This is a genomic window from Planococcus maritimus (assembly GCF_001687625.2).
Lineage (GTDB): Bacteria > Bacillota > Bacilli > Bacillales_A > Planococcaceae > Planococcus > Planococcus maritimus.
In genome coordinates, this window is sequence record NZ_CP016538.2 from 108,949 (window position 1) to 135,496 (window position 26,548).

At 47.4% G+C, this 26,548-nt stretch carries 24 protein-coding genes and 1 other annotated feature; all 24 genes read left to right on the top strand.

The genetic code is table 11. The features are described from left to right. Positions 1-3 precede the first annotated feature (3 nt). Positions 4-420 carry a Mini-ribonuclease 3 gene (locus tag BBI11_RS00530; protein WP_068459646.1) on the top strand — a complete coding sequence of 139 codons (417 nt, stop codon included), beginning with the start codon at positions 4-6 and terminating at the stop codon, positions 418-420. Then, positions 417-1,166 (top strand): 23S rRNA (guanosine(2251)-2'-O)-methyltransferase RlmB, encoded by a 750-nt coding sequence (gene rlmB / locus BBI11_RS00535; RefSeq protein WP_068459649.1) that lies wholly within the window; start codon positions 417-419, stop codon positions 1,164-1,166. Before BBI11_RS00530 ends, rlmB begins: the two co-directional genes overlap by 4 nt. Before the next feature lie 4 nt (positions 1,167-1,170). After that, positions 1,171-1,680, top strand: coding sequence for an NYN domain-containing protein (locus tag BBI11_RS00540; RefSeq protein ID WP_068459651.1), 510 nt, complete (start codon positions 1,171-1,173; stop codon positions 1,678-1,680). Positions 1,681-1,751: 71 nt separating this feature from the next. After that, a complete protein-coding gene (sigH, locus tag BBI11_RS00545; protein WP_068459653.1) occupies positions 1,752-2,402 on the top strand; it encodes an RNA polymerase sporulation sigma factor SigH in 651 nt (216 codons plus the stop codon). 68 nt (positions 2,403-2,470) lie between these two features. Further along, a complete protein-coding gene (gene rpmG / locus BBI11_RS16210; RefSeq protein WP_082799265.1) occupies positions 2,471-2,617 on the top strand; it encodes a 50S ribosomal protein L33 in 147 nt (48 codons plus the stop codon). 59 nt (positions 2,618-2,676) lie between these two features. Next, the gene (secE, locus tag BBI11_RS00550; RefSeq protein ID WP_068459656.1) at positions 2,677-2,862 is read left to right on the top strand and encodes a preprotein translocase subunit SecE; all 186 of its coding nucleotides are present in this window, start codon (positions 2,677-2,679) and stop codon (positions 2,860-2,862) included. 96 nt (positions 2,863-2,958) lie between these two features. Next, positions 2,959-3,492: a transcription termination/antitermination protein NusG gene (gene nusG / locus BBI11_RS00555; RefSeq protein ID WP_058382185.1), complete on the top strand. Its 534-nt coding sequence runs from the start codon at positions 2,959-2,961 to the stop codon at positions 3,490-3,492. A gap of 173 nt (positions 3,493-3,665) precedes the next feature. Further along, positions 3,666-4,091: a 50S ribosomal protein L11 gene (gene rplK / locus BBI11_RS00560; protein WP_058382184.1), complete on the top strand. Its 426-nt coding sequence runs from the start codon at positions 3,666-3,668 to the stop codon at positions 4,089-4,091. Between the two features lie 106 nt (positions 4,092-4,197). Continuing rightward, positions 4,198-4,896, top strand: a complete 699-nt coding sequence (gene rplA, locus BBI11_RS00565; RefSeq protein ID WP_068459658.1) for a 50S ribosomal protein L1 — start codon at positions 4,198-4,200, stop codon at positions 4,894-4,896. A 42-nt stretch (positions 4,897-4,938) separates the two neighbouring features. Continuing rightward, positions 4,939-5,089: a sequence feature (ribosomal protein L10 leader region), on the top strand. A 35-nt stretch (positions 5,090-5,124) separates the two neighbouring features. Beyond that, positions 5,125-5,625, top strand: a complete 501-nt coding sequence (gene rplJ, locus BBI11_RS00570) for a 50S ribosomal protein L10 (RefSeq protein ID WP_068459660.1) — start codon at positions 5,125-5,127, stop codon at positions 5,623-5,625. A 54-nt stretch (positions 5,626-5,679) separates the two neighbouring features. Continuing rightward, a complete protein-coding gene (rplL, locus tag BBI11_RS00575; protein ID WP_068459662.1) occupies positions 5,680-6,039 on the top strand; it encodes a 50S ribosomal protein L7/L12 in 360 nt (119 codons plus the stop codon). 113 nt (positions 6,040-6,152) lie between these two features. Continuing rightward, a complete protein-coding gene (locus BBI11_RS00580; protein ID WP_068459664.1) occupies positions 6,153-6,755 on the top strand; it encodes a class I SAM-dependent methyltransferase in 603 nt (200 codons plus the stop codon). A gap of 216 nt (positions 6,756-6,971) precedes the next feature. After that, positions 6,972-10,526 carry a DNA-directed RNA polymerase subunit beta gene (gene rpoB / locus BBI11_RS00585; RefSeq protein WP_068459667.1) on the top strand — a complete coding sequence of 1,185 codons (3,555 nt, stop codon included), beginning with the start codon at positions 6,972-6,974 and terminating at the stop codon, positions 10,524-10,526. A 110-nt stretch (positions 10,527-10,636) separates the two neighbouring features. Continuing rightward, the gene (gene rpoC, locus BBI11_RS00590) at positions 10,637-14,242 is read left to right on the top strand and encodes a DNA-directed RNA polymerase subunit beta' (protein ID WP_068459670.1); all 3,606 of its coding nucleotides are present in this window, start codon (positions 10,637-10,639) and stop codon (positions 14,240-14,242) included. Positions 14,243-14,546: 304 nt separating this feature from the next. After that, positions 14,547-14,966: a 30S ribosomal protein S12 gene (rpsL, locus tag BBI11_RS00595; RefSeq protein ID WP_068459672.1), complete on the top strand. Its 420-nt coding sequence runs from the start codon at positions 14,547-14,549 to the stop codon at positions 14,964-14,966. 44 nt (positions 14,967-15,010) lie between these two features. Further along, positions 15,011-15,481, top strand: coding sequence for a 30S ribosomal protein S7 (rpsG, locus tag BBI11_RS00600; RefSeq protein WP_058382176.1), 471 nt, complete (start codon positions 15,011-15,013; stop codon positions 15,479-15,481). 50 nt (positions 15,482-15,531) lie between these two features. Continuing rightward, a complete protein-coding gene (gene fusA, locus BBI11_RS00605; protein WP_068459674.1) occupies positions 15,532-17,610 on the top strand; it encodes an elongation factor G in 2,079 nt (692 codons plus the stop codon). A gap of 119 nt (positions 17,611-17,729) precedes the next feature. After that, complete coding sequence (tuf, locus tag BBI11_RS00610) at positions 17,730-18,917, top strand: elongation factor Tu (protein ID WP_068459676.1); 1,188 nt, start codon at positions 17,730-17,732, stop codon at positions 18,915-18,917. Between the two features lie 416 nt (positions 18,918-19,333). Further along, on the top strand, positions 19,334-20,236 hold the full coding sequence (ilvE, locus tag BBI11_RS00615) for a branched-chain-amino-acid transaminase (RefSeq protein WP_068459678.1): 903 nt from the start codon (positions 19,334-19,336) through the stop codon (positions 20,234-20,236). Positions 20,237-20,576: 340 nt separating this feature from the next. Beyond that, positions 20,577-22,310 carry a biosynthetic-type acetolactate synthase large subunit gene (ilvB, locus tag BBI11_RS00620; RefSeq protein ID WP_068459680.1) on the top strand — a complete coding sequence of 578 codons (1,734 nt, stop codon included), beginning with the start codon at positions 20,577-20,579 and terminating at the stop codon, positions 22,308-22,310. Continuing rightward, positions 22,307-22,819 (top strand): acetolactate synthase small subunit, encoded by a 513-nt coding sequence (ilvN, locus tag BBI11_RS00625; RefSeq protein WP_058382171.1) that lies wholly within the window; start codon positions 22,307-22,309, stop codon positions 22,817-22,819. The genes ilvB and ilvN overlap by 4 nt, the downstream gene beginning before the upstream one ends. 34 nt (positions 22,820-22,853) lie before the next feature. Continuing rightward, positions 22,854-23,882: a ketol-acid reductoisomerase gene (gene ilvC / locus BBI11_RS00630; protein ID WP_068459682.1), complete on the top strand. Its 1,029-nt coding sequence runs from the start codon at positions 22,854-22,856 to the stop codon at positions 23,880-23,882. Then, positions 23,869-25,410 (top strand): 2-isopropylmalate synthase, encoded by a 1,542-nt coding sequence (locus BBI11_RS00635; protein ID WP_068459684.1) that lies wholly within the window; start codon positions 23,869-23,871, stop codon positions 25,408-25,410. The genes ilvC and BBI11_RS00635 overlap by 14 nt, the downstream gene beginning before the upstream one ends. 28 nt (positions 25,411-25,438) lie before the next feature. Beyond that, positions 25,439-26,539: a 3-isopropylmalate dehydrogenase gene (gene leuB / locus BBI11_RS00640; protein WP_068459686.1), complete on the top strand. Its 1,101-nt coding sequence runs from the start codon at positions 25,439-25,441 to the stop codon at positions 26,537-26,539. The last annotated feature ends 9 nt before the right edge of the window (positions 26,540-26,548 follow it).

Below are 26,548 nucleotides of genomic sequence, written 5' to 3' on the forward strand. Positions count from 1 at the left end.
GGCATGGTGTTGAGAAAGCAAGATGTCGACCAATTGAATGCTTTGGCGCTCGCTTATATGGGCGATGCGGTGTATGAGACGGCCGTGCGCGCCCACCTGCTCCACGCGGGACGCGTCAAGCCGAATATTCTCCACCGGTCATCGACTGCATTCGTCTCTGCGAAGTCGCAAGCGCTCATTTTGAAGCGCTTTGTCGATGAAGGGATTTTGACTGAAACAGAGCTTGCCATCATGCGTCGAGGCCGTAATGCCAAATCCGGTTCGGTACCGAAAAACACCGACGTCCAGACCTATAATTTCAGTACCGCTTTTGAAGCGGTGCTCGGCTGGTTGTATTTAAAAGAAGAACAGGCACGGCTGGATGAACTGATCAATTATGCAATCACCATTGCCGAAGAGCCGAGAGGAGTGATCAAATGACAGAGGAAACACCTGAAATCATTGGAGGCAAAAATCCGGTGCTAGAAGCATTGCGCGCGAAGCGTGACATCAATAAAATCTGGATCGCAGAAGGCGTCCAGAAAAAAGGCATTGCTGAGCTTCTGCAATTGGCTAAAGAGCAGAAAGTACTGGTTCAGTTTGTTCCGAAAAAGAAAATTGATGGACTGACCGATACGAATCACCAAGGAATCGCGGCAGCTGTCGCGGCTTATCGCTATGCAGAACTGGAAGAGTTGTTCGCTAAAGCCGAGGACAAGCAAGAAGATCCGTTTTTCCTGATCCTCGATGAATTGGAAGACCCCCATAATCTTGGTTCGATCATGCGGACAGCGGATGCGGTTGGGGTTCATGGCTTGATCATTCCACAACGCCGTGCAGTCGGTTTGACCGGCGTCGTCGCAAAATCGTCCACAGGAGCGATTGAACACGTGCCGGTTGTGCGCGTCAATAATCTATCGCAGACGGTCGACGAATTGAAAAAGCGCGGCGTATGGATCGCGGGAACGGATGCTAAAGAATCAGCAGACTACCGGCGCATGGATGCGACCTTGCCGCTTGCTGTCATTATCGGCAGCGAGGGCAAAGGCATGAGCCGCATCCTGCGCGACAAATGCGACTTCCTTTATCAATTGCCGATGGTTGGCCATGTGACCTCTTTGAATGCTTCGGTGGCGGCGAGCCTGTTGATGTATGAAGTCTACCGCAATCGCCATCCACTCGGGTGATGCGATGAATATTCTGTTGGTGGATGGCTATAATATCATTGGCGATTGGGCGGAGCTGCAGGCGCTGAAGAATGAACGATTGGCCGATGCGCGCGACCGCCTCATTGAACGGATGGCTGAGTACCAAGGCTTTAAAGGTTGGCGCGTCATTGTCGTGTTTGATGCCCACTTGGTACCGGGAATCGAAGCGAAAAATCTTCGGAGCGAAGTAGAAGTTATCTTCACACGATCGAGTGAAACGGCGGATGAGCGGATTGAGAAACTGGCAATCAGCCTGAATAGCCGGCGTGACCAAATTTATGTCGCCACTTCTGATTCGACCGAGCAATGGGTCATTTTTGCAAAAGGTGCCTTGCGCATCTCTGCCCGCGAACTGGAAATCGAAATGGAAGAAATCGATAAACGCATTGCCAAAAAAGTTCGGGAAATTCAAGAGCAGCGCGGCATCTCAAAGATTCCACTTGAAGGTGAAGTGGCAGAAATTTTTGAAAAATGGCGCCGTGGCCTCAAATGAGTTGTTGACGCTCAATTTTTTCTTCCTGTATACTGGAAATATCGAGGCTCACCCAATCGGAGGGATCACCCGTGGAAAAATTTGAGCAAGTTCGCAACCGTAACTTTACTGAATTGGCAGATGAAGAACTTGTCGGTCTGGTCCATAACGGCAACACGGAAGCCTTGGATTTTCTGATTACCAAGTTCCGTCCGTTTGTGCGGATGAAAGCGCGTTCGTATTTTTTGATCGGCGCAGATAAAGAAGACATTATCCAAGAAGGAATGATTGGCTTGTATAAAGCCATCCGTGATTTCAAGAGCGATAAATTGTCTTCCTTCCGTGCATTTGCCGAACTGTGCATCATCCGCCAGATTATCACGGCGATCAAAACAGCGACCCGCCAGAAACATATTCCGTTGAATTCCTATGTCTCTCTCGACAAGCCGATTTACGACGAAGAGTCAGACCGGACCTTGATGGATGTCCTTGCCGGAAGCGGTGCGGACGATCCGGAAGAGCTGATGATCCATAACGAGGAATTCCGCTATATGGAAGGCAAAATGGATGAAGTGCTGAGCGAGTTGGAACGCGAAGTGTTAACGCTTTATCTCGATGGACAGTCTTACCAGGAAATCTCTGAAAAGCTTGAACGGCATGTGAAATCGATTGATAATGCCTTGCAGCGGGTCAAGCGAAAATTAGAACGGCATCTACAGGCCAGTGAAAGCCGGACCTCGTAGTACTATTGACAGCAAGTTTTTATGATGATACTCTTGAAAAAGCTGTAAAATAGAGCAAGGTGATAAAAATGGCTAAAAAAATCGTGTTGAGCTGCTCGAAATGTGCTTCCCGAAATTATTCGGTACCTGCGAAAGCGGATTCAAGCACACGTTTGGAACTCAAAAAATTCTGTGCTCATTGCAACGAGCACACCGTGCATAAACAAACGAAATAATCTTGCTGTGAATGCCGGACGATATAGAGTGATTTTGAAATTCGGAGGTTTTTACGATAATGGGTAACATTGGCGATTTCTTTAAAAATGTCATTTCGGAAATGAGAAAAGTCAGCTGGCCAAAACGCAAGGAATTGACGCGCTACACAATCGTCGTCTTGTCCACGGTCATCTTTATGGCTCTTTTCTTCGCATTGATCGATACCGGCATATCGGAATTATTCCGTTGGTTCCTGGCCCTGTAACACAGTCATAAGAATAACGAAAAATAGCCCGTCATTCCATGGAACGGGTTTTTTCATTTGTAAAAAAGGAGGGATGGACGCTTAGTCCGCTCGAATATGGAGAAAAATTGGTATGTAGTCCATACGTATTCCGGTTACGAAAATAAGGTAAAAGCAAACCTGGAAAAGCGCGTAGAAACAATGGGAATGGAAGATTTGATTTTCCGCGTCATCATCCCTGAAGAACAGGAAACAGATTTTAAAGATGGTAAAAAACGCACGGTGATGCGCAAAACTTTCCCGGGCTATGTGCTCGTAGAGTTAGTCATGACCGATGAATCTTGGTATGTTGTCCGCAACACGCCAGGAGTCACTGGCTTTATCGGCTCATCAGGCGGTGGGGCGAAACCGACGCCACTACTAGAAGAGGAAGTCGATTTCATCCTCAAGCAAATGGGTATGACCGAGCGCAAAGTAGATATCGACTTTGCAGTGGCGGATACTGTCGAAGTCATGGAAGGGCCATTCGCCAACTTCCAAGGGAAGGTCGAAGAAATCGACGATACAAAAGGTAAAGTCAAAGTGTCGATCGACATCTTCGGACGCGAAACGAAAATGGAGCTCGATTTCGAGCAGGTCCAAAAAGTATAACAAGCCCCCTTGCTATTTTTTTGCAATGGTGGTATCATTTCATAGGTCAGACTGCCAAAGGGCAGCATCTGTACTAACCAATTAATTCTATCAACGAAAATCAAGTTGACGGACAGATATGAGTGGGAGGGGCAACCCTATTACCACATCACGGACTTAAGGAGGTGTGTTTCGTGGCTAAAAAAGTAGTTAAAGTCGTAAAATTGCAGATTCCTGCAGCAAAAGCTAACCCAGCGCCGCCAGTAGGACCAGCACTAGGTCAAGCAGGCGTCAACATCATGGGCTTCTGTAAAGAATTTAACGCGCGTACTGCTGAACAAGCAGGACTTATTATTCCGGTTGAGATTTCGGTATTTGAAGACCGTTCATTTACTTTCATTACGAAAACTCCGCCAGCTGCAGTTCTATTGAAGAAAGCAGCAGGTATTGAATCAGGTTCAGGTGAACCGAACCGCAATAAAGTAGCGACTGTGAAACGCGACCAAGTTCGCGAAATCGCAGAAACTAAAATGCCAGATCTAAATGCCGCTTCAGTTGAAGCTGCAATGTTGATGGTTGAAGGTACTGCTCGCAGCATGGGCATTACAATCGAAGACTAATTTCAAGAAGTTGTTTTTGGATGGGTTGCGCAGTTCAACGCGAACAGCGCAGCCCTTAATCGTGGGAGGTTCAATCCGTTAGACCACAACAAGGAGGACGTTTAAAATGGCTAAAACAGGCAAAAAGCTGCAAGAAGCAGCAAAACTGATCGACCGTTCTAAGCTCTACGAAGCAAAAGAAGCGATTGAACTTGCTAAAAAAGCAAGCACAGTCAACTTTGATGCTACTGTAGAAGTCGCTTTCCGCCTAGGAATCGACACGCGTAAAAATGACCAGCAAATCCGTGGGGCAGTCGTGCTTCCAAACGGTACTGGTAAAACTCAGAGCGTTTTGGTTTTCGCTAAAGGCGACAAACTAAAAGAAGCTCAAGAAGCAGGCGCTGACTATGTTGGCGATGCTGAGTACATCCAAAAAATCCAACAAGGCTGGTTCGAATTCGACGTTATCGTCGCTACTCCGGACATGATGGGCGAAGTTGGTAAACTTGGACGCGTCCTTGGACCAAAAGGCTTGATGCCAAACCCGAAAACAGGCACAGTTACATTTGATGTAGCGAAAGCTGTTCAGGAAATCAAAGCTGGTAAAGTGGAATACCGTGCAGAAAAATCTGGTATCATTCACGCGCCAATCGGCAAAGTGTCTTTCGAAGACGACAAACTTGCTGAAAACTTGCAAGCAATCTATGACGTGATCTTGAAAGCTAAGCCATCTGCTGCTAAAGGCACGTACATGAAATCCCTAAACGTAACGACTACAATGGGACCTGCTGTTAAAGTAGACCCTGCAAAAGTAGTAGTTAAATAAAATATTGACATTCTTTCACAACTTCGCTATACTGGCGAAGTTGTGAAATAACCATTTGTACCGCAGACAGTAGGGGCGGCTTGCCGCTTAATGAATCCCTGCCGAGGACATGATGAATTCAGATTCCATCTTAATTGATGCTGATTTTATGCCTCTGCGTCTGTACTGGACCAGAGGCTTTTCTTATGGACGGACGGTATGAATGACAAATCTATAGGAGGTGCCCATATGAGCAAAGCAATTGAAACGAAAAAAGTTGTTGTGCAAACAATCGCTGACAAGTTCGACGCTGCTGCATCAGTTGTCGTTGTTGACTACCGCGGTTTGAACGTTGCCCAACTTACAGAACTTCGTAAACAGCTTCGTGAGGAAGGCATCGAGTTTAAAGTTTACAAAAACTCTATGACTCGCCGCGCGACAGAAGTTCACGGCCTAGAAGCGATCAACGAACACTTCACAGGACCGAACGCTATCGCATTCTCAAACGAAGATGTTGTTGCTCCGGCGCGAATCATCAACGAATTCGCAAAAGGCAACGAAGCACTAGAAATCAAAGCCGGTATCATTGAAGGCAATGTTGCATCTGCAGATGAAATGAAAGCTCTTGCTGAACTTCCATCACGCGATGGCCTATTGTCTATGCTACTCAGCGTACTACAAGCTCCAGTCCGCAACTTCGCTGCTACTACTAAAGCTGTTGCAGACCAAAAAGAAGAACAGGGCGCATAATCTTTTAGCATCCTGAGCACTACAAAAAATTACCTATCATAGGAGGAAATTATAATGACACAAGAACAAATTCTAGACGCAATCAAAGAAATGACAATTCTTCAACTAAACGACCTAGTTAAAGCAATCGAAGACGAGTTCGGCGTAACTGCTGCTGCTCCAGTTGCTGCAGCTGCTGCTGGTGGCGCTGCTGAAGAAGAGCAAACTGAGTTCGACGTAATCCTTAACTCTGCTGGCGACCAAAAAATCAAAGTCATCAAAGTTGTTCGCGAAGTTACAGGCCTTGGCTTGAAAGAAGCGAAAGGTCTTGTTGACGAAGCTCCTAAAGCTCTTAAAGAAGGCGCTACTAAAGAAGAAGCTGAAGAAATCAAAGGCAAACTTGAAGAAGTTGGCGCTTCTGTAGAAGTTAAATAATCCAATTACTTTATAAGAAAGAAAGCTCGTCAGTATTTACCGACGGGCTTTTTCTTCTTTTTAAATCCAATCCAAGGGAAACTTGAGATTGTATGATGGAAGGAGGGCTCCGTATGTCCCAACATTATTATTCCAAAAATCCTCAAACTAAGAGCAAACCCCAAGAGTGGACCTACACATTGCGGGGCGAGACGTTCCGGTTTCAAACGGATTCAGGCGTTTTCAGTAAAAATGAGATCGACTTCGGTTCAAGGCTATTGATTGAGGCCTTTGATGAACCAGCTATAGAGGGTCCCATTCTTGATGTCGGGTGCGGCTATGGACCGATCGGAATGGCTATCGCCAACGCATTTCCACAAAGACACGTGCACATGGTGGACATTAACGCTAGAGCCATTGAACTCGCACAAAAAAACACCGTATTAAACGGTGTTGAAAATGTTTCAGTCTATGAAAGTGACGGCTTGTCTAGTGTTGAACAGCAGGGCTTCGGTGCTATTTTAACCAACCCGCCGATACGTGCGGGAAAAGAGACGATTTTCCGGTTTTACGAAGAAGCCTACACAAAACTCGCAGCTGCTGGATCGCTGTGGGTGGTCATACAGAAAAAGCAAGGAGCCGCTTCGACTCAGGAGAAATTGCAGGAGTTGTTCGGTGACGTTCGAGTCGCTGATAAGAAGAAGGGGTACTTTATTTTCGAGGCCAGAAAAGTTTGACTTGACAAAACGCCTGTGATATTATAATAAAATGCAAAAAATATTATTTTGAGGTCGTTTGCCCTTTTTCGGGCAGAGCATGGCGGCCAGTTTTAACATGTGTAAACCGAAAATGAGCTCATATGCGGTCTCGTTTTCTTTTTGTCTTTTCGATATCATACACTATTTTACAGATATCGCAAAGTCCTATAATCGTTTTATTGAGGGGTGAATAAGTTGACAGGTCAACTAGTTCAGTACGGTCAGCATCGTCAACGCAGAAGTTTTTCGAGAATCAGTGAAGTTCTAGATCTCCCGAATCTGATTGAGATCCAATCGTCATCTTACGAATGGTTCTTAGAAGAGGGGCTACGTGAAATGTTCCGCGACATTTCACCAATCGAAGATTTCACAGGAAACCTTTCCTTGGAATTCGTCGACTACAGCTTAGCAGATCCTAAGTACCCGGTGGATGAATCGAAAGAACGGGACGTCACTTACGCTGCACCACTACGCGTAAAAGTGCGTCTTCACAACAAAGAAACGGATGAAGTGAAAGAACAAGATGTCTTCATGGGTGATTTCCCACTGATGACAGAAACTGGTACTTTCGTCATCAACGGCGCAGAGCGCGTCATCGTTTCACAATTAGTCCGCTCGCCAAGTGTCTATTTCCATGACAAGACTGACAAAAACGGCAAACGAGGTTTTGGTGCTACTGTTATTCCAAACCGTGGTGCATGGCTTGAGTATGAAACCGACGCAAAAGATGTCGTCTATGTACGCATCGATCGGACACGTAAATTGCCAGTAACGGTTCTATTGCGTGCGCTAGGCTTTGGTTCCGATCAGGAAATCATTGAATTGCTCGGAGATAACGAGTATTTGCAGAACACTTTGGAAAAAGATAACACCGAAAACACGGAAAAAGCGCTTCTTGAAATTTATGAGCGTCTTCGCCCGGGAGAGCCGCCGACAGTAGAGAGCGCTAAGAGCTTACTTTACTCGCGTTTCTTCGACCCAAAACGCTATGACTTGGCAAATGTCGGCCGTTACAAGATGAACAAAAAGCTTCATATTAAAAACCGCTTGTTCAATCAGACGATTGCAGAAACACTCGTCGATCCTGAAACGGGCGAAATTTTAGTAGAAGCTGGCACTGTTATCGACCGCCGCGTTCTTGACCGCCTGATCCCTAATTTGGAGAATGGCGTTGGGTTCCATACCGTTTCCCAAGCAGGAGGCGTGCTAGAAGACGACGTCACCCTACAGTCCATTAAAATTTATGCGCCGAATGACGATGAGCAAAAAGAAATCACCGTCATCAGCAATGCATATATCGAAGATAAAATTAAAAACGTAACACCTGCAGATATCATTTCGTCTATCAGCTATTTCTTCAACTTGCTGCATGGCGTCGGCAATACAGATGATATCGACCACTTGGGTAACCGTCGTCTGCGTTCAGTCGGCGAACTTCTGCAGAACCAATTCCGTATCGGTTTGTCCCGTATGGAACGTGTTGTACGCGAACGTATGTCGATCAATGACACCCAATCGATCGTACCGCAGCAATTGATCAATATCCGTCCGGTTATTGCATCGATTAAAGAGTTCTTCGGCAGTTCTCAATTGTCTCAGTTTATGGACCAAACGAACCCGCTTGCAGAGTTGACGCACAAACGCCGTCTATCTGCGCTTGGACCCGGTGGTTTGACGCGTGAGCGCGCTGGCTTTGAAGTCCGTGACGTTCACTACTCCCACTATGGCCGTATGTGCCCGATCGAAACGCCTGAGGGCCCGAACATTGGCTTGATCAATACGCTTTCGACATTTGCGAAAGTGAATAAATTTGGCTTTATCGAAACACCTTATCGCCGCGTCGACCCGGAGACGAATAAAGTCACCGACCAAATCGATTACTTAACGGCTGATGAAGAAGATAACTATGTAGTCGCTCAGGCGAATTCCCGTTTGAATGATGATGGATCGTTTGTAGAAGAAGAAGTCGTTGCGCGTTTCCGCGGTGAAAACACTGTGTATAGCCGTTCGAGCATCGATTACATGGACGTCTCTCCTAAGCAAGTCGTGTCCGTTGCAACTGCATGTATTCCTTTCCTTGAAAACGATGACTCCAACCGAGCATTGATGGGAGCGAACATGCAGCGTCAAGCTGTGCCTCTATTAAATCCAGAAGCACCGTTTGTCGGAACAGGCATGGAGCATTTGGCTGCGCGTGATTCAGGCGCTGCTGTTATTGCTAAGCATGGCGGAATTGTTGAATTCGTTGAAGCGAAAGAGATTCGTGTTCGCCGCATCGAAAACGTAGAAGGCAATGAAGTCAAAGGCGACGTGGATACGTACCGTCTGCAAAAATTCATTCGTTCTAACCAAGGGACCAGCTACAACCAGCGTCCGATTGTCAAAGTCGGCGACCGCGTCGAAAAACGCGATATCTTAGCTGATGGACCTTCAATGGAGCGCGGTGAAATGGCGCTTGGCCGTAACGTGCTTGTCGGCTTCATGACTTGGGATGGCTTTAACTATGAGGATGCGATCATCATGAGTGAGCGCCTTGTTAAAGATGATGTCTATACATCCGTTCATATCGAAGAATACGAATCAGACTCTCGTGATACAAAGCTCGGGCCTGAAGAGATCACGCGTGATATTCCTAACGTCGGCGAAGATGCATTGCGCAACTTAGACGACCGCGGCATTATCCGTGTCGGTGCTGAAGTAAAAGACGGTGATATCCTCGTCGGTAAAGTAACTCCAAAAGGGGTTACGGAATTGACTGCAGAAGAACGTCTGCTTCATGCAATCTTCGGTGAAAAAGCACGTGAAGTACGTGATACTTCCTTGCGTGTGCCTCACGGTGCAGGCGGAATCGTACTTGATGTGAAGATCTTCAATCGTGAAGACGGAGATGAATTGCCACCGGGTGTTAACCAATTGGTCCGTGCTTATATTGTCCAAAAACGGAAAATCTCCGTTGGGGATAAGATGGCCGGACGCCATGGTAACAAAGGTGTTATCTCCCGCATTTTGCCTGAAGAAGATATGCCGTTCATGCCTGATGGCACACCAATCGACATCATGTTGAACCCGCTTGGTGTACCGTCCCGTATGAATATCGGACAGGTACTTGAGCTTCACCTGGGTATGGCTTCCCGTTCTCTAGGCCTTCACATGGCATCATCCGTATTTGATGGTGCTAATGAAGAAGATGTTTGGGAAACGATGGAAGAAGCTGGAATGCCGCGCGACGGTAAAACCATCCTTTATGATGGCCGTTCAGGTGAACCATTTGACAACCGTGTTTCTGTCGGAATCATGTATATGATCAAACTGGCACACATGGTTGACGATAAACTCCATGCACGTTCTACTGGCCCTTACTCGCTTGTAACGCAACAGCCACTTGGCGGTAAAGCACAGTTTGGCGGTCAGCGTTTCGGGGAGATGGAAGTTTGGGCACTAGAAGCATATGGTGCCGCTCATACACTCCAAGAAATCTTGACTGTTAAATCGGATGATGTTGTCGGCCGTGTGAAAACGTACGAAGCGATTGTCAAAGGTGAAAGTGTTCCAGAACCGAGCGTTCCGGAATCATTCAAAGTATTGATCAAAGAGCTTCAAAGCTTGGGCATGGACGTTAAAATGCTCACAATCGACGACGAAGAAATCGAATTGCGCGATTTGGATGAAGAAGACGATCTTCAGCCGGCGGATTCGCTGAATATCTTGCCGATTGCGGACGAAGAATCACCAGTAGGCACGATTGAATAAAGTATATATAGAAGAAACCGCCCAGCATTGTGCCGGGCGGAAACTTATCGATTCAGCCATAAACGAGGAAGAGCCGTACAGAAACTCGAGACAAAAGGGAGGTAGGCTCCTTGATAGATGTAAATAATTTTGAGTATATGAAAATCGGATTAGCATCACCCGATAAAATTCGCTCATGGTCCTATGGGGAAGTCAAAAAACCAGAAACAATCAACTACCGTACGTTAAAGCCTGAAAAAGATGGTTTGTTCTGTGAACGTATTTTCGGTCCTACTAAAGACTGGGAATGCCATTGCGGAAAGTACAAACGCGTCCGTTATAAAGGTGTCGTCTGTGACCGCTGTGGCGTCGAAGTAACCCGCTCAAAAGTGCGCCGTGAGCGCATGGGCCATATCGAGCTTGCAGCACCGGTTTCCCATATTTGGTATTTCAAAGGAATCCCAAGCCGTATGGGCCTTATCTTAGATATGTCCCCGCGTTCTTTGGAAGAAGTGATCTATTTTGCTTCTTACGTCGTCATTGATCCAGCGGATACGCCGCTCGAGAAAAAACAATTGCTTTCCGAAAAAGAATATCGTGCATATCGCGATAAATTCGGCAAGAAATTCCAAGCAGCGATGGGTGCTGAAGCAATCAAACGCCTGCTTCAGGAAATCGACTTGGAACGTGAAACAGATGCATTGAAAGAAGAACTCAAATCTGCTCAAGGCCAGCGTCGTACACGTGCGATCAAACGCCTTGAAGTAGTAGAATCTTTCCGTAACTCTGGAAACAACCCGGATTGGATGATCTTGGATGTACTTCCTGTCATCCCGCCAGAATTGCGTCCGATGGTCCAGCTTGACGGTGGCCGTTTTGCGACTTCCGACTTGAACGACCTTTACCGCCGTGTCATTAACCGCAACAACCGCCTCAAGCGTTTGCTTGACCTTGGTGCACCAAGCATCATCGTCCAGAACGAAAAACGCATGCTTCAAGAAGCTGTTGATGCATTGATCGACAATGGTCGTCGCGGCCGTCCAGTTACAGGTCCTGGTAACCGTCCGTTGAAATCTCTTTCTCATATGCTGAAAGGGAAACAAGGACGTTTCCGTCAAAACTTGCTCGGAAAACGTGTCGATTATTCTGGACGTTCTGTAATCGTTGTAGGACCAAACTTGAAGATGTATCAATGCGGATTGCCTAAAGGCATGGCAATTGAACTCTTTAAGCCGTTCGTTATGAAAGAATTGGTGGAACGCGGACTCGCGCACAACATCAAGAGCGCGAAACGCAAAATCGAACGTCTCCATTCGGAAGTTTGGGACGTGCTGGAAGATGTCATCAAGGAGCATCCGGTTCTCTTGAACCGCGCACCGACACTTCACAGACTTGGGATCCAAGCATTTGAACCGACACTTGTTGAAGGTAAGGCTATTCGCCTTCACCCACTCGTATGTACGGCTTATAACGCCGACTTTGATGGTGACCAAATGGCTGTTCACGTACCGCTATCGTCTGAAGCGCAAGCGGAAGCTCGTCTTCTCATGCTCGCAGCACAGAACATCTTGAACCCGAAAGATGGAAAACCGGTCGTAACACCTTCTCAGGATATGGTTCTTGGAAACTATTACCTAACGCTCGAGCGCAAAGGCGCGACAGGCGAAGGGGCAACGTTCTCTGGACCTGAAGAAGTATTGATTGCTTATCAAACGGGTCACGTTCACTTGCATACGCGTATTGCGATTCAAGCTGGAACAGTGAGCAACCCAACATTTACGGAAGAACAAAATAAAATGCTTCTTCTGACAACAGTCGGAAAAGTGATTTTTAACGAAATTCTTCCGAAGTCGTTCCCTTATATCAACGAACCAACGGATTACAACCTGCAAGTGGAAACGCCAGCGAAATACTTCGTCCCAACGACGACAGATGTTCGTAAGCATATTCAGGAATCAGAGCTTGTAACACCGTTCAAGAAGAAAATTCTTGGGGAAATCATCGCAGAAGTGTTCAAACGTTTCCATATTACGGAAACTTCACGTATGCTTGACCGCATGAAGAGCCTTGGATTTAAATATTCTACACAAGCCGGCATCACGGTTGGTGTGGCCGATATCGTCGTTTTGCCTGACAAAGGTGAAATCCTAGTAGAAGCCCAAAGCAATGTAGATAAAGTGATGAAGCAATTCCGCCGTGGTTTGATCACGGAAGAAGAGCGCTACACACGCGTTATCTCTTATTGGAGCACTGCGAAAGATATCATTCAGGAAAAACTGATGGCTTCCCTTGATACGCTGAACCCGATTTACATGATGAGTGACTCTGGAGCGCGTGGTAACGCGTCCAACTTCACGCAGCTTGCGGGTATGCGCGGACTCATGGCCAACCCGGCCGGCCGCATTATCGAACTTCCAATCAAATCTTCCTTCCGTGAAGGTTTGACAGTACTCGAATACTTCATCTCGACTCACGGTGCACGTAAAGGTCTTGCCGATACAGCACTGAAAACAGCTGACTCCGGTTACTTGACTCGTCGTCTCGTGGACGTTGCACAAGATGCAATCGTACGCGAAAATGATTGCGGAACGGACCGTGGCTTGCTTGTAGGGGCGCTTATGGAAGGTACGGAAGTTATCGAAGAGCTAGAAGAACGGATCGTTGGCCGTCATGCTAAGAAGACGGTACGTCATCCAGAAACAAAAGCAGTGATTGTAGAGAGAGACGCACTCATCACACAAGATTTGGCTCGCCTCGTAATCGAAGCCGGCATCAAAGAAGTGACGATCCGCTCTGCCTTCACGTGTAATACTAAACACGGCATTTGCAAAAAGTGCTATGGTACAAACCTTGCAACAGGCGACGAAGTGGAAGTTGGCGAAGCAGTCGGAATCATCGCTGCCCAGTCCATCGGAGAGCCGGGTACACAGCTTACGATGCGTACATTCCACACAGGCGGTGTAGCAGGGGACGATATCACACAAGGTTTGCCGCGTATCCAAGAAATCTTCGAATCCAGAAATCCGAAAGGGCAAGCGGTTATCTCTGAAATCACGGGTACGATCACCGAGGTTGATGAAATTCGCGAAGGCCAGAAGGAAATCACGATTCAAGGCGATGTGGAAACACGCAAATACTTGGCACCTTACAATGCCCGTTTGAAAGTTCAAGTAGATGATACAATCCAGCGCGGTGAAGTGCTGACAGACGGTTCTATTGATCCGAAGCAATTGCTTCAGGTTAAAGAAGTCCAATCTGTTCAATTGTATCTATTGAAAGAAGTTCAAAAAGTTTACCGCATGCAAGGGGTAGAAATCGGGGATAAACACGTTGAAGTTATGGTCCGTCAAATGTTCCGTAAAGTCCGCGTCATTGAAGCCGGAGATACCGACTTGCTGCCAGGTTCTCTTCTTGATATTCACCAGTTCACAGAAGCAAATGAAAAAGCAGTGCTTGCTGGCAATATGCCAGCAACTAGCCGACCTGTCATTCTCGGGATCACGAAAGCTTCCCTAGAAACAGAATCGTTCTTGTCTGCTGCGTCCTTCCAAGAGACGACTCGTGTCCTTACCGATGCGGCGATCAAAGGAAAACGCGATGAGCTTCTCGGATTGAAAGAGAATGTCATTATCGGGAAATTGGTTCCTGCGGGGACTGGTATGCAACGTTACCGTCAGATCGAAATCGAGCAAAGCGAAAAAGCCCAGCAAGAAGAGATCGTCGGAAGCGAATCATAAGCTAGTAAAACTATTCCTGGAGAGCAATGCGCTCTCTGGGATTTTTTTTGATTTTTGGTTGACAGTAATGCATAGTGAATGATAGTATATTAAGGGTTGATGATTATCGATCTTTGCATGTCAGGAACATGATCGTCAGGTACGAAGCAAAAACAGTAAAAGCGTTCAGCTTTGCTGGATGTAGCCGTCATGGCATTACTGGATACCGGTTTTTGTGTGAAATCACAAAGACTTTGTTTTTTACCCAAAAATGAACCACCTGGATATGTGGTATTAGAACACCTTTTGAGAGGAGGAAAAATCGATGCCTACAATTAACCAATTGGTTAACAAGCCTCGTAAACCAAAAAGCACTAAATCAGACTCACCTGCGTTGAACAAGGGGTATAACAGCTTCAAGAAAGCCCAGACTAACTTGAGCGCTCCACAAAAACGTGGCGTCTGCACACGTGTTGGAACGATGACACCTAAAAAACCAAACTCCGCATTGCGTAAATATGCGCGTGTACGTTTGACAAACCAAATTGAGGTCAATGCATACATCGGCGGCGAAGGTCACAACCTTCAAGAGCACAGTGTTGTTCTTATCCGCGGCGGTCGCGTAAAAGACCTTCCGGGTGTACGTTACCACGTTGTACGCGGAGCACTTGATACTGCTGGAGTAAACGGCCGTATGCAAGGACGCTCTAAATACGGAACAAAACGCCCTAAAGCAAAAAAATAATAACAATGAATTAACGAAAGTTTTCGTTGAAAGGAGGAACATACATGCCTCGTAAAGGTCCTGTAGCTAAACGTGACGTGTTGCCAGATCCGATTTATAGTTCGAAATTGGTAACTCGTTTGATTAACAAATTGATGGTTGACGGAAAAAGAGGTACTTCACAAAAGATCCTCTACGGTGCGTTCGAACTAATTAAAGAACGCAGCGGGAAAGATCCGATCGAAGTATTCGAACAAGCTTTGGAAAACATCATGCCGGTTCTTGAAGTTCGCGCTCGCCGTGTTGGTGGAGCTAACTACCAAGTACCAGTTGAAGTTCGTCCAGAACGCCGTACGACTCTTGGACTTCGCTACCTAGTGAACTACTCACGTCTACGTGGGGAAAAAACTATGGAAGAGCGTCTAGCTAACGAAATTCTAGATGCTGCCAACAACACTGGTGCTTCCGTCAAAAAACGTGAAGATATCCACAAAATGGCAGAAGCCAACAAAGCATTTGCTCATTACCGCTGGTAAATTCTTGCGAAACTTAAAATCTTATTTCGAGACGGAAGGAGAAAGACCATATGCCTAGAGAGTTCTCCTTAGACCATACACGTAATATCGGAATCATGGCTCACATCGATGCCGGTAAAACGACTACTACGGAGCGTATTTTGTATTACACAGGCCGTATCCACAAAATCGGCGAAACGCACGAAGGTGCTTCTCAAATGGACTGGATGGAGCAGGAGCAAGAGCGTGGAATCACGATCACATCTGCTGCGACAACAGCTTCATGGGAAGGCCACCGCGTTAACATCATCGATACTCCAGGACACGTAGACTTCACAGTTGAAGTTGAACGTTCACTGCGCGTACTTGATGGTGCTGTAACGGTTCTTGATGCCCAATCAGGCGTTGAGCCGCAAACAGAAACAGTATGGCGTCAAGCGACAACATACGGAGTACCGCGTCTTGTATTCATCAACAAAATGGATAAAATTGGCGCAGACTTCTTGTATTCAGTAGGCACTCTTCACGATCGCCTGCAAGCTAACGCACACCCAATTCAATTGCCAATCGGCGCAGAAGACGAGTTCTCAGGGATCATTGACCTTGTAAACATGAACGCGCGCTTCTATGCGAACGATTTGGGAACTGAAATCACTGAAGGCGAAATTCCTGAAGAGTACAAGGAGCTTGCTGACGAGTGGCACACGAAACTACTCGAAGGCGTTGCTGAGCTTGATGAAGACTTGATGGAAAAATACCTTGGTGGCGAAGAAATTACTGTTGATGAACTTAAAGCTGCAATCCGTAAAGGAACGCTTGACGTTGAGTTCTATCCAGTAGTTTGCGGAACTGCTTTCAAAAACAAAGGGGTTCAATTGATGCTTGATGCAGTAATTGATTACCTCCCATCACCACTAGATGTACCACCAATGACAGCACTTCGTCCGGATTCAGACGAAGAAGTATTGCGTAAAGCATCTGAAGACGAGCCTTTCTCTGCTCTGGCATTTAAAGTAATGACAGACCCATATGTAGGGAAATTGACGTTCTTCCGTGTTTACTCTGGTACGTTGAAATCTGGTTCGTACGTACAAAACTCTTCAAAAGGCAAGCGTGAGCGCGTAGGACGTATCCTGCAAATGCACGCTAACTCCCGCGAAGAAATCGCTGAAGTATATTGCGGGGATATCGCTGCTGCGATCGGCCTAAAAGATACTTCTACAGGCGATACATTGTGCGACGAAAAAGATCAAGTAATCCTTGAGCGCATGGTCTTCCCGGAACCGGTTATCTCACTTTCAGTAGAGCCGAAATCCAAAGCGGACCAAGACAAGATGGGCCAAGCCCTTGCGAAATTGCAAGAAGAAGACCCAACTTTCCGTGCGCACACAGACCAGGAAACTGGTCAAACGATCATCGCGGGTATGGGTGAGCTTCACCTTGATATCCTAGTTGACCGTATGAGACGCGAATTCAACGTTGACGCAAACGTCGGAGCTCCTCAGGTATCTTACCGTGAGACATTCCGTCAGTCTGCGAAAGTTGAAGGGAAGTTCGTACGTCAATCCGGTGGTCGCGGTCAGTTCGGACACGTTTGGATCGAGTTCTCTCCAAACGAAGAAGGCGCTGGCTTTGAGTTCGAAAATGGAATTGTCGGTGGTGTTGTTCCACGTGAATACATCCCAGCAGTTGAAGCGGGTCTTCGTGACTCACTTGATAACGGTGTAGTTGCCGGTTATCCATTGGTCGACATTAAAGCGCGTTTGTTCGACGGATCTTACCACGATGTTGACTCCAACGAGATGGCGTTTAAAGTAGCTGCTTCTATGGCACTGAAAAACGCTGTATCGAAAGTTAACCCGGTAATCCTTGAGCCGATCATGAAAGTTGAAATTGTAATCCCTGAAGAGTACCTTGGCGATATCATGGGTGACGTTACGTCACGCCGTGGACGCGTAGAAGGTATGGACGCTCGCGGAAACGCGCAAGTTGTCCGTTCAATGGTTCCACTTTCTGAAATGTTCGGTTACGCAACAAACTTGCGTTCAAACACGCAAGGACGCGGTGTGTTCTCGATGCACTTTGACCACTACGAAGAAGTGCCGAAATCTATCGCTGAAGACATTATCAAAAAAAATAAAGGCCAATAATTGAATTTTGGTCTTTAATCAAGTATAAATAGTTTGTATGCTCAAACTGCTGTTTTTCGGTAGCTTGAGCCATCAAACTACTACTACTATTAACTTACATTCTGAGGAGGATTTTTCTAATGGGTAAAGCTAAATTTGACCGTTCTAAAACACACGCTAACATTGGTACAATCGGACACGTTGACCATGGTAAAACAACTTTGACTGCAGCAATCGCTACAGTTCTTGCAAGAGCATCAGGCGGGGAAGCTCGTTCTTACGACCAAATCGATAACGCACCTGAAGAAAAAGAGCGCGGTATCACAATCAACACTTCTCACGTTGAGTACGAAACTGAAACTCGTCACTATGCACACGTTGACTGCCCAGGTCACGCTGACTATGTTAAAAACATGATCACTGGTGCTGCACAAATGGACGGCGGGATCCTAGTAGTATCTGCTGCTGACGGCCCAATGCCACAAACTCGTGAGCACATCTTGCTTTCACGTCAAGTAGGCGTACCTTACCTTGTAGTATTCATGAACAAATGCGACATGGTAGACGACGAAGAGCTTCTTGAACTAGTTGAAATGGAAGTTCGCGACCTATTGTCTGAATATGACTTCCCTGGCGATGACATCCCAGTCATCAAAGGTTCTGCTCTTAAAGCTCTTGAAGGAGAGTCTGAGTGGGAAGAAAAAATTCTTGAGTTGATGGCTGCTGTTGATGAGTACATCCCAACTCCAGAACGCGACACTGACAAGCCATTCATGATGCCAGTTGAGGACGTATTCTCAATCACTGGCCGTGGTACAGTTGCAACTGGCCGTGTTGAGCGTGGACAAATCAAAGTTGGCGACAACGTTGACATCATCGGTATCAACGAAGAAGCTAAATCTACAACTGTTACAGGTGTAGAAATGTTCCGCAAATTGCTTGACTATGCTGAAGCTGGCGACAACATTGGCGCACTTCTTCGCGGTGTTTCTCGTGACGATATCCAACGTGGACAAGTTCTTGCTAAACCAGGCACAATCACTCCACATACAACTTTCAAAGCAGAAGTTTATGTTCTTTCAAAAGAAGAGGGTGGACGTCACACTCCATTCTTCACAAACTACCGTCCGCAGTTCTACTTCCGTACAACTGACGTAACTGGCGTTTGTAACCTTCCTGAAGGAGTAGAAATGGTTATGCCTGGCGACAACATCGAAATGGATGTTGAGCTTATCTCACCAATCGCTCTTGAAGAAGGTACTAAGTTCTCTATCCGTGAGGGTGGACGTACTGTAGGCGCTGGCGTTGTAGCTTCTATCCAGAAGTAATTCGCTTTTGCTGAAACCCCCTAACTCGTAATGAGTTAGGGGGTTTTTTTTGCGTTCATTTCTAAAAGAAGAGTGAACATTCCGTGACAGTATCAAAATAGGATGGCGTAAAGATCTACGTTTGCCGGTATCTAATTCTTCCTAAAATAGACAGGGACAGGATAAAGTTCTTCATTTTCATACGCAATATATCGCATTCCTATAAAATATTCAAACTTTTTTAAAAATATTTCAAACCGCGCTGCGACAACAATGTAAACGGATACAAAAGATTTCAATCTTCAGAATTAGTAGAAAAATCGCATTTTGTTTGTTGACACCCTGTAGAATAGGCGATATGATAGCAACAATTTAACAGAGCAAAGCATTCGGAGTGCAAATCCTCATAAAAAATTTCGGAGAAAGAAGTGGTCATCATGGCTGAACAAGTAATCTATATGAATGGTGAATTTGTAAAAAAAGAAGATGCCAAGATTTCAGTCTATGATCATGGCTTTCTATATGGCGACGGAGTCTTCGAAGGCATCCGTTCTTACAACGGAAATGTCTTTCGGTTAGAAGAGCATCTAGAACGCCTTTACGATTCAGCTAAATCAGTGATGCTTGAAATTCCGCACACTTTCGACGAAATGACTCAGTTGGTCGTAGAAACGCTTCGGCAGAACCAATTGAAAGATGCGTACATTCGCTTAGTCGTCTCACGCGGCGTTGGAAACTTAGGTCTTGACCCATTCAGCTGTGCAGAGCCGAATGTCATCGTCATTGCTGAGCCGCTTTCTTTATTCCCGAAAGCTTTGTACGACAGCGGCATTGAAATCGTTTCGGTCGCTTCTAGAAGAAGCCGTTCAGATGTTCTCAGCCCAAAAGTCAAATCGCTGAACTATATGAACAACATCCTGGTGAAGATCGAAGCAAGCTTAGCAGGTGTCTCGGAGGCACTTATGTTGAACGACCAGGGCTATGTGGCAGAAGGATCAGCTGACAATATCTTCATCGTTCGCAAAAATAAATTGCTGACGCCTCCCGGTTATGTAGGAGCGCTTGAAGGCATTACCCGAAACGCCATCATGGAAGTGGCGGCGGAAAAAGGCTATCAAATGGAAGAGGGGGTCTTCACAAGACACGATGTTTACGTGGCGGATGAAGTATTCCTGACAGGGACAGCAGCAGAAGTCATTGCTGTCATCAAAGTGGACGGGCGCGTAATTGGCGATGGAAAACCAGGGCCAGTCACTAACGACCTTCTCGAAGCATTCCGTGAGCTGGTCCAGCAAGACGGCGTTAAAGTGTATAACGAAGAACATCTAAACGTAGTATAAGTTCATATGATCAATTCAATGACGAGGTTAAAGCAAATGGAACACAGCATTCACAGAGAGCCGGGGCGGTGGAAGCCGGTAATGCTACCAGATGCGACATCCCCTCTGAGTGGAATGCTGAAAGGCCAAGGCCCTTTAGGTGTTCCCGGTGACTGCAAGCGACGGGTTATCGTTATCAGCGGATAAGAAATTATCCAAGAGGCTGCAAATCGCAGTGAAATAGGGTGGTACCATGAAGCTTTTTCATCCCTACGCAAAGAAGATGTCTTCTTTGCGTAGGGATGGAAAAGCTTTTTCATTTTGGTACTTCCAAAGGCTTAAGTAAAAGGAGGCGGAAAGATTGGGAGTAAACGTAAAAGTCAGAGAAGAACTCAAACAGGAATTGGCCGGCAGCGGGGCGGACGTATTAATTCAATCATTGAAACAGCAAGGTGTTGAGATCATTTTTGGCTACCCAGGAGGTGCGGTTTTGCCAATCTACGATGCATTGCATCGAAACCCCATCCGCCACATACTAGCAAGACATGAACAAGGTGCTATCCATGCGGCGGAAGGCTACGCTAGAGTGTCTGGGAAAACAGGGGTGGTCATTGCTACTTCTGGACCGGGGGCGACAAACCTTGTCACCGGCATAGCGGATGCCATGCTCGATTCCTTGCCGCTTGTCATCTTCACTGGACAAGTTGCTACTTCGGTCATCGGTACCGATGCTTTCCAGGAAGCGGATATTGTCAGCATTACTCAGCCAATCACCAAACATAATTACCAAGTAAAGAAAACGGAAGATTTGCCGCGTATCATCAAGGAGGCATTTTTCATCGCATCGACAGGACGCCCGGGACCGGTCCTTGTCGACATCCCAAAAGACGTCGCCACTACTTTATTCGCAGGAAAAGAAGAACAGGCAGATGCAGATGTCTACTTGCCAGGGTACCAACCGACGATTTCGCCGAATTACTTGCAGATCCAAAAAGCTGTGCAATTGCTGTCTAAGGCGACAAAGCCGGTGATCCTTGCCGGTGCCGGAGTACTAGCAGCAAAAGCTTCCGAAGAGCTTCACGCCTTTGCAGAACAGCATCAAATTCCGATCGTCAATACGCTCCTCGGCCTCGGGACAGTCGGTGGCGATCATGAATTGTTCCTAGGAATGGGCGGAATGCACGGAACTTATGCTGCGAATACAGCCATTTGTGAATGCGACGTGCTAATGAACATCGGGGCCCGTTTTGACGACAGGCTCACCGGCAATTTGGCCTCATTCGCGCCGAATGCAGAAGTCATTCACGTCGATATCGACCCGGCGGAAATCGGGAAAAATGTCCCGACGGCCATCCCGATCGTATCGGATGCCAAAGCCGCTTTAGTGGAACTATTGAAAAGTAATTTCGAAAGCCCGAATACAACAGAATGGCGAAACAAGCTTCATGCTTACAAAGAAGCTTATCCGCTTCAGTATCATCAAAAAGAACGTGTTGGCATCATGCCTCAGCAAGCCGTCGAATTGATTCACCGGTTGACGGGCGGCGATGCGATCGTCACGACGGATGTCGGGCAGCATCAAATGTGGACAGCTCAGTATTACCGCTTCAACAACCCGCATAACTGGGTGACATCCGGCGGGCTTGGGACGATGGGCTTTGGCTTTCCCGCAGCGATTGGGGCGAAGTTCGCAAGGCCGGAAGAAACGGTTGTAGCGATAGTCGGCGATGCCGGATTCCAAATGACTTTGCAGGAATTGTCGCTATTGCAGGAATACCGGCTGCCGGTAAAAATCGTCATCTTGAACAACCAAAGTCTTGGCATGGTTCGCCAGTGGCAAGAAACCTTCTACGAAGAACGTTATTCCCAATCGATGATGCCAGTACAGCCAGATTTTGTGAAGCTGGCAGCCGCTTATGATATTGACGGCTATAAAGTCGAAACGATGGAAGAAGCGGAAGCGGTATTTAAAGAAGCGTTTGAATCGGATGGCCCAGCGCTCATCGATTGTCGGGTAATCCAGCTCGAATGCGTCTACCCGATGGTGGCGCCAGGCAAAGGGCTCAACGAAATGATCGGGGTGAAAGGCGAATGAAGCGAGTAATCACAACGACGGTCATCAATCAAAGTGGTGTTTTGAATCGGGTCACCGGGCTGTTGATGAAGCGTCAATTCAATATTGAGAGCATTTCGGTCGGACATACCGAGCAAGCAGGCATTTCCAAAATGACCTTTGTCGTCAACGTTGAGGATAAAGGCAAGCTCGAGCAATTGCTCAAGCAGCTGCAAAAGCAGATTGATGTGCTAAAAGTCAATGACATTACCGATAAGGCGATGGTCATGAGGGAACTGGCGCTGATCAAAGTGGTCGCACCACCCGCAGCGCGCAGCGAAATTTACAGCATTGTCGAACCCTTCCGTGCGACGGTGGTCGATATGAGTAAAAACGTCACCACGTTCCAAGTGACAGGTGACCCTGAAAAAATCGAAGCCTTCATCGATTTGATGAAGCCATACGGCATCAAAGAATTAACAAGAACCGGGGTATCCGCTTTTGTCAGAGAAACACAAAAAGCCCATACACCGCAATTGAACATCCTTTAAACCAAAACCCCAAAACTCGAGGAGGAAATTAAAAATGGCAAAAATGTATTATAACCAAGACGTAAACGACCAGGCTCTAAAAGGACAGACAATCGCGGTGATCGGTTACGGTTCACAAGGACACGCACACGCGCAAAACTTAAATGATTCAGGTTTTAAAGTGGTAGTTGGCGTTAGATCCGGCAAATCATTCGACCAGGCAAAAGCAGACGGCCTGGAAGTAGCGACAGTCGCAGAAGCCGCACAGGCAGGCGACGTCATCATGGTCCTCGTGCCGGATGAACGCCAAACACAAATCTACGAAGAGTCGATCAAGCCGCATTTAACGGCTGGAAAGTCACTCGTCTTTGCACATGGCTTCAATGTTCATTTCAATCAAATCGTGCCACCAAAAGATGTGGACGTCTTCCTTGTCGCTCCTAAAGGCCCGGGGCATCTTGTCCGCAGAACATTCGAAGCAGGAGCGGGCGTACCGGCATTGTTCGCCGTACACCAAGATGTGTCTGGCAATGCGAAAGATACGGCTCTGGCGTACGCGAAAGGCGTCGGCGCTGCTCGTGCGGGGATCCTTGAGACAACGTTTAAAGAAGAAACGGAAACCGACCTATTCGGTGAACAAGCGGTCCTGTGCGGCGGGGTGACTTCACTCGTTAAAGCCGGATTCGAGACATTGGTGGAAGCAGGCTATCAGCCGGAACTGGCATACTTTGAATGCTTGCATGAACTGAAGTTGATTGTTGACCTAATGTACGAAGGAGGCATGTCCGGAATGCGCTACTCGATCTCCGACACAGCGCAATGGGGTGACTTCGTATCCGGCCCGCGTATTGTCGATGCCGATACAAAAGCCCGCATGAAAGACGTGCTAACGGATATCCAAACCGGTAAATTCGCCAAAGGCTGGTTGCTGGAGAATCAATTGAACCGTCCGGAATTCACGGCGATCGAAAACGCCGAAGCGGACCATCAAATCGAACAAGTCGGACGCGAATTGCGCGCCATGATGCCATTCGTCAATGAAAACAAAAAACCAAAAGAGGTGGCTACGAATGTCTCAAATTGATATTTTCGATACGACACTACGGGACGGAGAACAGTCGGCCGGGATCAACTTGAATACAGCTGAGAAAATCGAAATCGCCCGCCAGCTCGAACGTCTAGGCGTGACGATTATCGAATCGGGGTTCCCGGCTTCATCGCCAGGAGACTTCGACGCAGTGCAGCGGATAGCCAGTACGGTGAAGAACTCCATCGTAACGGGACTGTCCCGCTCCATGAAAGCGGATATCGACCGGACATGGGATGCCTTGAAAGGTGCGGAACAACCGCATATCCACATTTTCTTGGCGACCTCTCCTATCCATATGGAACATAAATTGATGAAAACACCGGAACAGGTGGTCGACATTGCTGTTGAATCCGTCCGGTATGCGAAAAAGTTCTTCCCGCTTGTCCAGTGGTCGGCGGAAGATGCTTCAAGGTCCGACCCTGAATTCCTGGCGCACATCATCAAGAAAGTCATCGAAGCAGGCGCTACCACAGTCAATCTGCCGGATACAGTCGGTTATGCGACACCTGAAGAATACGGCGCGATGTTCCGTTATATGACGGAAAACGTGCCGGGCATTGAGAACGTTAAGTTGTCGGCACATTGCCATAACGATTTGGGGATGGCAACGGCGAATACGCTCGCAGCAATCGAAAACGGCGCGACACAAGTCGAAGGCACGATTAACGGCATCGGCGAACGGGCCGGAAACGTCGCATTGGAAGAAATTGCGGTGGCGCTCCATATCCGCAAGCAATTTTACAATATTGAAACCGGCATCAACTTGAACGAGATTAAGCGCTCGAGCCAATTGGTCAGCCAATTGACCGGCAGCATCATCCAACCGAACAAAGCGGTTGTCGGCAAGAATGCTTTTGCGCACGAATCAGGGATCCACCAAGACGGCATGCTGAAAAATCCACTGACGTATGAAATCATCACACCGGAATTGATTGGGGATGCGGCAACCGAACTAGTGCTAGGAAAACACTCCGGCAGACACGCTTTCCGCGACCGTGCAGTCAAGATGGGCTTCGAATTGCCTGACGCTAAATTGAATGAAGCATTTATCGAGTTCAAGAAACTCGCCGACCGCAAAAAACAGATCACCGAAGACGATTTGTTCGTGCTATTGACCGACCAGCAAATCCACGATAGCGAAACGCCGGTCTACGAGCTTGAAAGCGTGCAGGTACAGTACGGCACAGCGAACATTCCGACAGCGACCGCATCAGCGATCGGTCCAGACGGCAATCAAATTCATGAAGCGGCCACTGGTTCAGGGTCGGTCGAAGCGATATTCAACACACTTGAACGTATTGTCGACGGCAAAGTGCATATCCTGGACTACCGCGTGACATCGATCGGCAAAGGCCGTGATGCTCTCGGGGAAGCAGTCATCAATATGAGCTATGACGGCGAAACTGTCACAGGGCGAGATGTTGCCCAAGACGTCTTAGAAGCAACCGCAAAAGCTTATTTCAACGCAGTGAACCGCCAGCTCGTGAAACAGGGAAATAAAACAAAAATCCAAGCAGTATAAAAAGCAAACCCACAGAGGAGGAATTACTATGGAAAAGACAATCGCAGTATTGCCAGGAGACGGCATCGGACCAGAAGTAACAGAGGCAGCAGTAAAGGTGCTAAAATCCATTGCGATGCGCTATGGCCACACATTCCATTGGAAATTCGCAGCCATCGGGGGAGCGGCAGTCGATCAATTCGGCAGCCCGCTACCGAAAGAAACCGTTGAAGCGTGCGAAGCGAGCGATGCGATCCTCCTCGGTGCGGTAGGCGGCCCGAAATGGGACAACAACCCCGCGGAACAGCGCCCGGAAAAAGGGCTGCTGAATATCCGCAAACACTTCGATTTGTTTGCCAACGTCCGCCCTGTCAAAGCGGTACCGGCACTTCTCGGATCTTCCCCATTAAAAGAAGAAATCGCGCGTGAAGTGGACATGGTCATCGTCCGTGAATTGACCGGCGGCTTGTATTTCGGTGAACCGAAACGCCATAACGAAAATTCCGCGGTCGATACACTTGTCTACACGCGGGCCGAAATCGAACGCATCGTCGACCAGGCATTTGAAATGGCCCGTTCGCGCCGCGGTAAATTAGCTTCCGTCGACAAAGCGAATGTCCTCGAGTCCAGTAAGCTTTGGAGAAAAGTGGTTGAAGAACGCAAGACAGGCTATCCGGATGTGGAAGTCGAGCATATGCTAGTCGATTCAGCGGCCATGAAATTAATCACCAATCCACGAGCGTTCGACGTTGTCGTGACAGAGAATATGTTCGGCGACATCTTGAGCGACGAAGCATCGGTCATCACGGGCTCGCTCGGCATGTTGCCATCTGCGAGTGTTCGTTCAGACGGTTTTGGTTTGTACGAACCCGTACACGGCTCGGCACCGGACATCGCCGGACAAAACAAAGCAAACCCATCAGCAGCGATCTTGTCAGCAGCGATGATGCTGCGCCAATCGTTCGGCATGGATTCAGAAGCATCGGCAATTGAAGATGCGGTCATGAGCGTATTGGAAGATGGCTACTGCACTGGCGATTTGTCGGCTTGCGGCAATAAAGTCATCTCGACGCAACGCTTCGTAGAGAAAGTCATCGAGGAATTGGAACGGGAATTCGTGTCGGAACACATCATGTTTTCCTACGTGTAAATGGAAGGG

What these genes read in the sequence shown, in the direction of transcription:
- BBI11_RS00530 (WP_068459646.1), top strand. Translation starts at nt 4, where the DNA reads ATGGTGTTGAGAAAGCAAGATGTCGACCAATTGAATGCTTTGGCGCTC.
- rlmB (WP_068459649.1), top strand. Translation starts at nt 417, where the DNA reads ATGACAGAGGAAACACCTGAAATCATTGGAGGCAAAAATCCGGTGCTA.
- BBI11_RS00540 (WP_068459651.1), top strand. Translation starts at nt 1,171, where the DNA reads ATGAATATTCTGTTGGTGGATGGCTATAATATCATTGGCGATTGGGCG.
- rpmG (WP_082799265.1), top strand. Translation starts at nt 2,471, where the DNA reads ATGGCTAAAAAAATCGTGTTGAGCTGCTCGAAATGTGCTTCCCGAAAT.
- secE (WP_068459656.1), top strand. Translation starts at nt 2,677, where the DNA reads ATGGGTAACATTGGCGATTTCTTTAAAAATGTCATTTCGGAAATGAGA.
- nusG (WP_058382185.1), top strand. Translation starts at nt 2,959, where the DNA reads ATGGAGAAAAATTGGTATGTAGTCCATACGTATTCCGGTTACGAAAAT.
- rplA (WP_068459658.1), top strand. Translation starts at nt 4,198, where the DNA reads ATGGCTAAAACAGGCAAAAAGCTGCAAGAAGCAGCAAAACTGATCGAC.
- rplJ (WP_068459660.1), top strand. Translation starts at nt 5,125, where the DNA reads ATGAGCAAAGCAATTGAAACGAAAAAAGTTGTTGTGCAAACAATCGCT.
- rplL (WP_068459662.1), top strand. Translation starts at nt 5,680, where the DNA reads ATGACACAAGAACAAATTCTAGACGCAATCAAAGAAATGACAATTCTT.
- BBI11_RS00580 (WP_068459664.1), top strand. Translation starts at nt 6,153, where the DNA reads ATGTCCCAACATTATTATTCCAAAAATCCTCAAACTAAGAGCAAACCC.
- rpsL (WP_068459672.1), top strand. Translation starts at nt 14,547, where the DNA reads ATGCCTACAATTAACCAATTGGTTAACAAGCCTCGTAAACCAAAAAGC.
- rpsG (WP_058382176.1), top strand. Translation starts at nt 15,011, where the DNA reads ATGCCTCGTAAAGGTCCTGTAGCTAAACGTGACGTGTTGCCAGATCCG.
- fusA (WP_068459674.1), top strand. Translation starts at nt 15,532, where the DNA reads ATGCCTAGAGAGTTCTCCTTAGACCATACACGTAATATCGGAATCATG.
- tuf (WP_068459676.1), top strand. Translation starts at nt 17,730, where the DNA reads ATGGGTAAAGCTAAATTTGACCGTTCTAAAACACACGCTAACATTGGT.
- ilvE (WP_068459678.1), top strand. Translation starts at nt 19,334, where the DNA reads ATGGCTGAACAAGTAATCTATATGAATGGTGAATTTGTAAAAAAAGAA.
- ilvN (WP_058382171.1), top strand. Translation starts at nt 22,307, where the DNA reads ATGAAGCGAGTAATCACAACGACGGTCATCAATCAAAGTGGTGTTTTG.
- ilvC (WP_068459682.1), top strand. Translation starts at nt 22,854, where the DNA reads ATGGCAAAAATGTATTATAACCAAGACGTAAACGACCAGGCTCTAAAA.
- BBI11_RS00635 (WP_068459684.1), top strand. Translation starts at nt 23,869, where the DNA reads ATGTCTCAAATTGATATTTTCGATACGACACTACGGGACGGAGAACAG.
- leuB (WP_068459686.1), top strand. Translation starts at nt 25,439, where the DNA reads ATGGAAAAGACAATCGCAGTATTGCCAGGAGACGGCATCGGACCAGAA.